6 protein-coding genes and 1 pseudogene are annotated in these 9246 nt (G+C 72.1%); all 7 read left to right on the forward strand.

The genetic code is table 11. The annotated features are described in order from the left end of the window. Nucleotides 1-141: 141 nt before the first annotated feature. Nucleotides 142-585, forward strand: a pseudogene (locus AB0O67_RS34640) (nitroreductase family protein); the annotation flags it as partial. A gap of 12 nt (nt 586-597) precedes the next feature. Continuing rightward, the gene (locus AB0O67_RS34645; protein ID WP_365459161.1) at nt 598-3318 is read left to right on the forward strand and encodes a lantibiotic dehydratase; all 2721 of its coding nucleotides are present in this window, start codon (nt 598-600) and stop codon (nt 3316-3318) included. Next, nucleotides 3306-4361 carry a lantibiotic dehydratase C-terminal domain-containing protein gene (locus tag AB0O67_RS34650; RefSeq protein WP_365459164.1) on the forward strand — a complete coding sequence of 352 codons (1056 nt, stop codon included), beginning with the start codon at nt 3306-3308 and terminating at the stop codon, nt 4359-4361. Before AB0O67_RS34645 ends, AB0O67_RS34650 begins: the two co-directional genes overlap by 13 nt. Then, nucleotides 4358-5470 (forward strand): peptidase M50, encoded by a 1113-nt coding sequence (locus tag AB0O67_RS34655; RefSeq protein WP_365459167.1) that lies wholly within the window; start codon nt 4358-4360, stop codon nt 5468-5470. The genes AB0O67_RS34650 and AB0O67_RS34655 overlap by 4 nt, the downstream gene beginning before the upstream one ends. A 24-nt stretch (nt 5471-5494) precedes the next feature. Continuing rightward, nucleotides 5495-6514 (forward strand): ABC transporter ATP-binding protein, encoded by a 1020-nt coding sequence (locus AB0O67_RS34660; protein ID WP_365459170.1) that lies wholly within the window; start codon nt 5495-5497, stop codon nt 6512-6514. Continuing rightward, nucleotides 6511-7266, forward strand: a complete 756-nt coding sequence (locus AB0O67_RS34665) for an ABC transporter permease (protein WP_365459173.1) — start codon at nt 6511-6513, stop codon at nt 7264-7266. Before AB0O67_RS34660 ends, AB0O67_RS34665 begins: the two co-directional genes overlap by 4 nt. Then, the gene (locus AB0O67_RS34670; RefSeq protein ID WP_365459176.1) at nt 7263-9194 is read left to right on the forward strand and encodes a TOMM precursor leader peptide-binding protein; all 1932 of its coding nucleotides are present in this window, start codon (nt 7263-7265) and stop codon (nt 9192-9194) included. The genes AB0O67_RS34665 and AB0O67_RS34670 overlap by 4 nt, the downstream gene beginning before the upstream one ends. Nucleotides 9195-9246 lie beyond the last annotated feature (52 nt).

A 9246-nucleotide genomic window follows, 5' to 3' on the forward strand; every position in this document is an offset into this window, starting at 1 on the left:
ATGGAGCGGTACCACCGGGGGAAGGTTGCTTCCGGTGACGCCACAGCCGATGGCACGGCCGAGGGAGGTGCTTCGGTCACAGGGATCTCCTGAGGCGCCGAGACACGGCTCGGCAGCGACGTGGAGCCCGACGGCACACCACGGCAGGCACGGCTGTACGCCTTCGTCAACCACGTCGAGGGCGTGGAACCCGGCGCGTACGCCTACGAACCCGACACGCACACATTGCGGTTGGTGGCGCCGGGCGCGCCGGGCTCGTTCCTGCAGAAGAACTACTTCCTGTCCAACTACAACCTCGAACAGACCGGCGCCGTCATCGTCCCCACGCTGCGCACGACGGCGGTCCTCGACGCCGTCGGCGACCGGGGCTACCGACTGGTCAACGCCACCGTCGGGGCGATCGCGCAGACCTTCTACACCGCATCGGCCGCACTCGGGGTCGGCGCGGGTGTCGCCCTCGGCTTCGACAACATCTCCTACATCGAGGAGCTCGGCCTGGAGGGCACCGGGGAAGCGCCTCTGCTCATCATGCTGCTCGGCAACGAGCGGCCGCACCCCGCCGACTTCCGCTCCGACATCGCCTGACCGGGAGCCGCCATGACAACGACGACCAGTTGGCAGCCCGGCCGACGCTTCCTGCTGCGGGTGGCCGGCCTGCCCATCGAGACCGTCCGCGACCTGCGCTGCCCCGACAGCGTCCGCTGGGCCGACGACGTGCTGTCCGCCGAGGAGCACCTGCTGGAGCGGGGCCGGGAGCTGAGCGACGTACTCCACGCGCTGGTACCGGCCGCCGAGCGGACCTTCCCCGACGACCAGGGCGGGCGACGCCGTCACCTGCTCTCACTGCGCCGGGACATCTTCAACAACCGCCTGCCGAAGGGGACCACGTCCGCGCTCGACCTGATCGAGGCGCTGGACCCGGCCGTGGCCGAACGGACCCGGGGGTGGCTCGACGGCCGGCGCGCGCTGGACGAGCTGCACCGCCGGGGAGCCGCGCTGATCGGCGGTGAACTCGCCGAGACACGGGGCGTGTTGCAGACACTGCTCGACGAGGAGCGGCTGCGTCACGGACTCCTCCTGGCCTCGCCGACGCTCGAAGCCCGTCTGGAGCCTTACGTGCGCCTCGGCGCGGGGATGCGCCCCGACAAGCGGCTGCGCAAGATCGAGCGTTCGGTGCTGTCGTACCTGTACCGGACGGTCTGCAAGACCAGCCCGTTCAGCACGTTCACGGGCGTCGCCCTCGGCACCTTCGACGAGGGCGACGACCCCTCGGTGCGTCTTCGCGCCGAATGGCGGGGCCGGGTGCGGCCGAACGTCGTGGTGCTGGCCCGGTTCGCGGAGCAGATCCTCGCCTCCCCCGCGCTGCGCGCCGACCTCCCCGTCCGGCTCGCGTCGGGCTGGGGCAGTGACGACCACCGCGTGCGCTACGTGCGTCGCTGGGTGACCACGGGCGACGACGACGCGGCGGTCACCTTCGACGCCGTCAAGGACCGGTTGTTCTTCCTGCGGCGCAGCGGGACGCTGGACCGGCTCATCGCGCTGCTGAGCGAACGGGAACCGCGCTACCGGGAGTTGGTGGACTGGCTGTGCGCCGAGTACGGCGCGGACGCCCAGCTCGGGGAGTCCTACGTGTCGGCGCTCCTGCAACTCGGCATGATCCGCGTGCCGTGCCTGGACACCGACGTGCACACCGCCGACCCGCTGCGCGCCTTCCAGGACGCCCTGCGGGCGGTGGAACGGCCGTGGGCGGCGGAGCTCGCCGCGGAACTCGACACCGCGGCCTCGCTGATCGACGCGTATCCGCACGCGAACACGGCGGGACGCGCACAACTGCTCCGCCGGCTGCGGGTCTGCCTGGGCGACGCGCAGCGGCTGCTGGGCGCCCACGAGGTGGCCCTGCCGCAGACCCTGCTCTACGAGGACGCCGACGCGGGCGACGACGTCTCGTGCGGGCTTGGCGCCTGGACCGGCGCGGACGGCGGGGCGCTGCGCTCCGTGGAGCGGATCCTGCCCGCGTTCGATCTGACGCTGCCTCAGCGGGTCACGTTCAAGGGGTTCTTCCTCGCCCGCTACGGCAAGGGCGGCCGGTGCGACGACCTGCTCGGTCTCGTGCACGACTTCCACGAGGACTTCTTCGACCAGTACCTCTCCTTCAGCGCCAAGCGCGTTCCCTTCGACGCGAAGGGCGACTACGTGCCGGAGGAGAACTGGCTGGGGCTCACCGAGATCAAGGCCCTGGACCGGGGACGGCAGGCGTTCATCGGCCGGATGCGCGCGCTGTGGGCGGAGCACGACGGGGAGGCCGATGTCGTCCTGGAGGACGGTCACCTCGCCGAGGTCGCGGCCGAACTGGGCGGCCTCGACTCCCCGTTCACCCCGCAGAGCCACCATCTCCAGGTGACCTCCGAGGACGGCGAACGGCTGCTGGTGCTCAATCGCTCCTACGGCGGACTGTCGTTCCCCTTCAGCCGCTTCACGCACGTCTGGGACGACGGCCCCGCACCCGCCGTCTCGGACCTGCTGCGGGAGCAGGCCGCGCGGCTCACCCCGCCCGGGACCGTCCTCGCCGAACTCACCGGCGGGCCCGTCACCAGCAACCTCAACCTGCACGGACGCCTCACGGACTACCAGATCGTGTGTCCCGGCGAGGCGAGCAGTGTCCCCGAGGACCAGCGCATCCACCTGGACGATCTGCGCCTGGAGCACGACGAGGCCGAGGACCGTCTGGTGCTGCGCTCCAGGCGCCTGGACTGCGAGGTCATCCCCGTGTACCTGGGCTACCTGGTACCCCTCGCCCTCCCGGAGACGCCGCGCACGCTGCTGTTGCTGTCGCCGACGTCGATGGCACCGCTCGACGTCTGGGCCGGGGTCCCGCACGGCCCGGCGCACCAGGGCGTCACCCGCCGTCCGCGCGTCCGGCACGGCAATCTCGTCCTGGCCCGGCGCGGCTGGTCCACCACCGCGGCCTCGCTGCCGATCCGTCCCGCCGGCACTCCCGAGGACGAGGTGTTCCTCGCCTGGCGGCGCTGGCGGCGCGAACACCGCCTGCCCGCCCGGGTCTTCGCCACCGTCTCCAGCGGCCCCCGGGGCGGCGCGGGCGCCAAGCCGCAGTACCTCGACTTCGACAGCTTCCTGTCGCTGACCGCGTTCGAGGCGCTGGTCAAGTCGCCGGACGACCGGGTCGAGCTGCGGGAGATGCTGCCCGCCGAGAACGGACTGCACGTCGTGTCCGAGCGGGGCAGCCATGTCGCCGAGCTCTCCGTCGAGACCTTCACCGCCACCCGACGCACCGAGGAGAACGCCCCATGGCCGAGCTGAACCCCTCCCCCGGCGCGTGGCAGGCCATGCACATCTTCTACGCAGCCAACCCGCAGCCTCTGCTGGTGAACTGCGTCGGCCCGCTGATCGCGGGACTGAAGGACGACGGGCTGCTCGCCGGCCACTTCTTCATCAACTACTGGCTGGAGGGCCCGCATGTGCGCCTCCGCCTCAAGCCCGTGACCGAGGAGGCGACGCCGGAGGTGCGCCGCCGTGCCGAGGAGGCCGTCGACGCCTTCCTGCGCAGCCGGCCTGCGCTCTACGAGGTCGACTCCGGTTTCCTCAACGAGTTCTACAACACGCTCTTCGAGATCGAGTTCCCGGAGGGCGATCGCGGCGACTTCATGGCGGAGGACGGCCGCATGCGGCTGCGTCCGAACAACTCCCGCTCCTACGAGCCGTATGAGCCCGAGTACGGCAAGTACGGCGGTCCGGCGGGCATCGCCCTCGCGGAGTGGCACTTCGCGCACTCCAGCGACCTGGTCGTCGAGGCCCTGGGCTCCATGAACCTGCACCTGCGGACCGTGCTGCTGGGCACGTCGGCGCAGCTCATGATGGTCATGGCGGGCTGCTTCCTGCCCGACGACGACGAACTCGCCGACTATCTGGAGCGGTACTACGAGTTCTGGCACCGCGCCTTCCCCGGCACCGGCTTCATCGGCTCGTCGGAGTACGACCGCAACTACGCCGAGATGGCACCGCGCCTGGGCCGTCGCTTCGAGGAGATCCGCCGGGCCGTCGCCGCCGACCGGCTCGACCGGTTGCCGGCCTTCCTGCGCGGCTGGGCGGCGCACTGCCTTGAGCTGCGGGAGAAGGCGGTCGCCCTGGCAGAGGGTGGCGAACTGGTCTTCCGCTCCTGGGACGGCACCCGTGACGAGCAGGTCACCGACCCCGCGGTGGCACTGCCGTTGCTGCTGTCGCCGTACATGCACATGACCAACAACCGGCTGCATGTGACGATCCGTGACGAGGCCTATCTCTCGCACGTCCTCGGACGGGTACTGCGCTCCGGCACCGGAAGCACCTCGGAGGCCGCCTCATGAGCCCCGAGCGGGCCGAGGTGTTCACCCACCGTCCCCGGCTGCGCCCGGACATCCTGCTCAGCGCGCCGCTGCTGCGCGGCCCGGCCACGGTGCACCTGATCAGGGATCCCGCGGACGGTTCCGGCTTCGAGGTCGGGCCGAAGGAGTACTTCCTCATCTCCCGGCTGGACGGGTGGCGGAGCCTGGAGGAGATCGGCGACGAGTACGCCGCCGCCTTCGGGCGACGGCTGGGCGAGGCCAACTGGCGGCAGCTGCTGGGGCTGCTCGGCGCCAAGCGGCTGCTCGCCGGCGCACCGGCACCGGAGGCCGTCGCCACGCCGCCCGCACCGCCCCTCAGCGGCAACCTCTACCGGGGCAGCCTGCGCCTCGTCGCCGACGCGGGCGCGACCACCGGACGCCTGCACCGGGCGCTGCGCCCCCTGCTGCGCGGGCCGGTCCTGCTGCCCCTGCTGGTGCTCTGCCTGGCCATGGAGGTCGCCTTGGCCGCCGGGCTCGGCACGCTCGTGCGGGACACCTGGTGGCTCTTCCACCAGCCGGTGGCGCTGCTCGGTGTGTTCACCCTGCTGTGGCTGAGCACCGGTGGCCACGAGCTGGCGCACGGCATCGCGGCCCGGCACTTCGGCGGCACGGTGACCGAGATCGGCCTGCGCTGGCGGCTGCCCGCCGCGATCATGTACTGCCGGGTGGACGACTACCGTTTCCTGCGCAGCCGGGGGCACCAGCTGGCGATCGGCGCGGCCGGCGCCTTCGCGAACCTGCTGTTCCTGCTGCCCTTCGCCCTGTGGTGGGCGGCGCTGGAGACGGGCGATCCCACGCGCAGGGTGCTGTCGGGACTGCTTCTGCTGGGCAGCGTTCAGGCACTGGTCAACCTTCTGCCACTGCCACCGCTGGACGGCTACACCATGCTCTCCCACGTGCTCGGCGTGTCCAACTACGCGCCCGAGAGCGGGCGCTACCTGCGACTACGGCTGCGCGACCGCCAGGCCGCAGCCGGCTACCCGCGCCGGGCGCGGGTTCTGTACATGGCATACGGGATCGGCTCGTCCGTTCTGGTCTGTCTGATCGCGGCCGCGTCGGTCACGGCCGTGTTTGTTCTGCTCGCCCCCTGACGGGCCTGTTTCGAGGAGCTGTTCATGACGGAGACGGAAACCGTGCCGGCGGACCCCGGCAACCACGCGGCGGACGCCGCGATCCACGTCGAGGGGGTGAGCAAGCGCTACGGGACCCGCCAGGCACTGGACGGCGTCTCGCTGCGCGTGGCACGGGGCGAGTTCTTCGGCCTGCTCGGGCCCAACGGCGCGGGTAAGACCACCCTGGTGGAGATCATGGAAGGCCTGCGCCAGGCCGACTCCGGCACGGTCGCCGTACTGGGCTCCTCCCCGTGGCCGCGCAATGTCGCGCTGCTTCCGCGGCTCGGCGTGCAGACCCAGTCCTCGGCGTTCTTCGTGCGTCTGACGGCACATGAGCACCTGGCGACCGTCGCCGCCCTCTACGGCGCGGACCGCGCGGCGGTCGAGCGGACGCTGGAGGCAGTGGCGCTCACCGAGCAGCGGGACACCCGCGTGGAGGACCTCTCCGGCGGGCAGCGGCAGCGGCTGGCCATCGCCTCCGCCCTGGTCCACGATCCCGAGCTGATCTTCCTGGACGAGCCCACCGCCGCCCTCGACCCGCAGGCCCGCCGCGACCTGTGGAGCGTCCTGCGCGCCCTGAAGGAGGCGGGCCGGACGATCGTGTACACCACGCACCACCTGGACGAGGCAGAAGCCCTGTGCGACCGGGTTGCGATCCTGGTGGAGGGCCGGGTCGCCGCGCTGGACTCCCCGCGCGGCCTGGTCGGCGCGGTGGGCTCGGCGACCTCGGTGCTGCTGCCGCCGGAGCGGATGACCGTGGCGGAGGCAGAGGCGATCAAGGGCGTGGACCGCGCCGTCCTGAGCGGCGGCAGCCTCGTGCTCGAGACGCGGGCGTCCGGAAAGGTGATGTCAGCGCTGGACGCGCTCGGCGGCCTGGACGGCGTGCAGACCCGCTCGGCCACGCTGGAGGACGTCTACCTCCGGCTCACCTCCACCGCCGGAGAGGGAAACACCGCCGGCGACGGCAGCCCCCGGCACACCCAGCACGCCCAGCACATCCAGAACACGGAGCACCAGGCATGAGCGCATACGGGGCACTGACGGCGGCCGGCTACCGGGCCCAGGCCCGGGACACGGCGGCACTCTTCTTCACCTTCGCCTTCCCGCTGGTCTTCCTGGTGGTCTTCGGACTGATCTTCAACGGTCAGGAGGTGGAGGAGACCGGCCGGCCCTACATCTCGTACATCGCGCCCGGCGTGATGTCGTGGGGCGTGGGCAACGCGGCGGTGTTCGGCATCGCGTTCACGCTGATGCAGTGGCGCCGGGACGACCTGCTGCGCCTGATCCGGATGACGCCGACGAGCCTGCCCACGGTGCTGGCCTCCCGTTACGTGCTGGCGCTCGCCATCGGCGTCGTACAGGCCGTGGTGTTCGTCGCGGTGGCGATGCTGCCGCTGTTCGGCCTGGAGCTGGATTCCCGCTGGCCGCTGGCGCTGCCCGTGCTGCTGTTCGGCATCACCGCGTTCCTGTCGATCGGCGTGATCATCGGCTCGTACGCCGACACGCCCGAGGCGGTGGCCGCCATCGCGAACTTCCTGATGGTGCCGATGGCGTTCCTGTCCGGCTCGTTCCTGCCGCTGGACATGATGCCGGACTGGCTGCAGACGCTCTCGCGGGTGCTGCCGCTGCGCTACTTCAACGACGCCGTCTCCGCGTCCCTGACCGGCAACGGCAGCCTCGGCGACGTGGCCGTCGGATGCGGCGCGCTCGTCGGCTTCACCGTCGTCTTCGCGGCCGTCGGCCTGAAGACCTTCCGCTGGAGCAACCGCACATGACGACCGCCGCGGTACGGGAGGGCGTACCACTTCAGGAGGCAGGGCGCCGGCTGCGGTCGGCGCTGGCCGAGCGGAGCGTCCCGGGCCGGGCCCCCGAGGTGGTGCCGCTCGGGTCGCGCGACGTGCGGGACGACCCGCACGCCGCCGTGCGGCCCACCGCCCTGGTCCATCTGACCTCCCGCGAAGTGCTGGTGGGGCCGTGGGGCGGCGACGCGGACGCACGGGCCTGCGGAACGTGTCTGGCGATGCGCTGGCAGCGGCTGCGGTCGCGGACCGAGCGGGACGCCCTGGAGACGGGCACCCCGTGGAGCTTCGCCCCGCACTGGCCCGAGCAGCCGGCGTTCGTCGCGGACGCGGTGCACGCCCTGTACGAGGCGGTGATCGGCGACCCGGCGCCGGCGCCGCCGGGACGGACGCCCGCCGACCGGGCGCTGCCGCAGGTGTCCTGCCTGGACGTGGCGACCCTGACGGTACGGACGTTCCCGCTGTACGCCGACCCGCTGTGCCCGCACTGCGGTTCCGGCGGAACGGACAGCCGTCAGGACGCCGAACTCGCGCTGGCGAGCCGGCCGAAGCCTGCCGAGGACGTCTACCGGCTGCGGCCGGCGTCCTCCTACCCGCTGGCCCCGGCGGCGCTCGCGAACCCGGTCACCGGCCTGCTGGGCGCCGGGACCTGGCTCAACGTCACCTCCCCGACCACGGCGCCGGTCGCGGGCAGCGTCTTCATGCGCGGTTACGCGGGCCTGACCGACGTGACCTGGAGCGGCCAGGCCAACGGCTTCGCCGCCAGCCGCGACCTGGCCTTCCTGGAGGGCCTGGAGCGCTACGCCGGCACCCACCGGCGGCGCGGAACGAAGCTGCTCACCGCCTCGTACAACAGTCTGGGCGAGGACGCGCTGAACCCGGCCGACTGCGGCTTCTACGCCCTGGAGACGTACCGCGACGATCCTCTCGTCGACCCGTTCGACGCCGACCGGCCGATCCCGTGGGTGTGGGGCTACTCCCTGCGCGACCGGCGTCCCCTGCTGGTCCCCGCCCGCCTGGTCCACTACAGCGCGGGGCTGGCGGCGGACAACTTCGTCTTCGAGTGCTCCAACGGCTGCGCGATCGGCAGCTGTCTGGAGGAGGCGGTCCTCGGCGGGCTGCTCGAACTGATCGAGCGGGACGCCTTCCTGCTCGCCTGGTACGGCGGGACGCGGCTGACGGAGATCGACCTGGCCACGGTCGGCGACCCCACCGTCCGGGCCATGATCGACCGGGCCGCGCTCCAGGGTTACGACGTGCACGCCTTCGACAACCGGATCGACCTCGCCGTGCCCGTGGTGACCGGACTGGCGGTACGGCGGGACGGCGGGCCCGGCCTGTACTCCTTCGGCGCCGGCGCCTCCCTGGACCCGGCGTCGGCACTGGAGGGCGCCCTGTCGGAGGTGCTGACGTACATTCCGCACCTGCCGGGCCAGGTGCGCGAGCGACAGGGCGAACTCGAGGCGATGGCCGCCGACTTCACCAAGGTGCTGCACCTGAAGGACCACGCCCAGCTGTACGGGCTGCCCGACATGGCGGTGCACGTCGCGCCGTACCTCCAGCCCCGGGAGGTCCGTCCGATGGCGGACGTCTACGCGTCGTGGGAGACGTCCGGCCGGCCGCGTACCGGCGATCTGGCGGACGATGTGGCCCTGTGCCGCGACGAGTTGGCGCGGGCGGGCCACGATGTGGTCGTCGTGGACCAGACCACGCCGGAGCAGCGGCGGATGGGGCTGCGGACCGTCTGTGTGCTGGCTCCCGGGCTGCTGCCGATCGACTTCGGCTGGTCCCGGCAGCGCGCGCTCGGGATGCCCCGGCTGCGCACCGCGGCCCACCGCGGCGGGCTGCGCGACAGCGACCTGGAAGGGTGGGAGATCCGCCGGGTCCCGCACCCGTTCCCCTGAGGCCGCACACGGCGACGGCCGGGTCGCCGCTTCCCCCTCCCGAAGGAGTGGA

It is taken from the genome of Streptomyces sp. NPDC086077 (assembly GCF_040686175.1).
GTDB lineage: Bacteria > Actinomycetota > Actinomycetes > Streptomycetales > Streptomycetaceae > Streptomyces.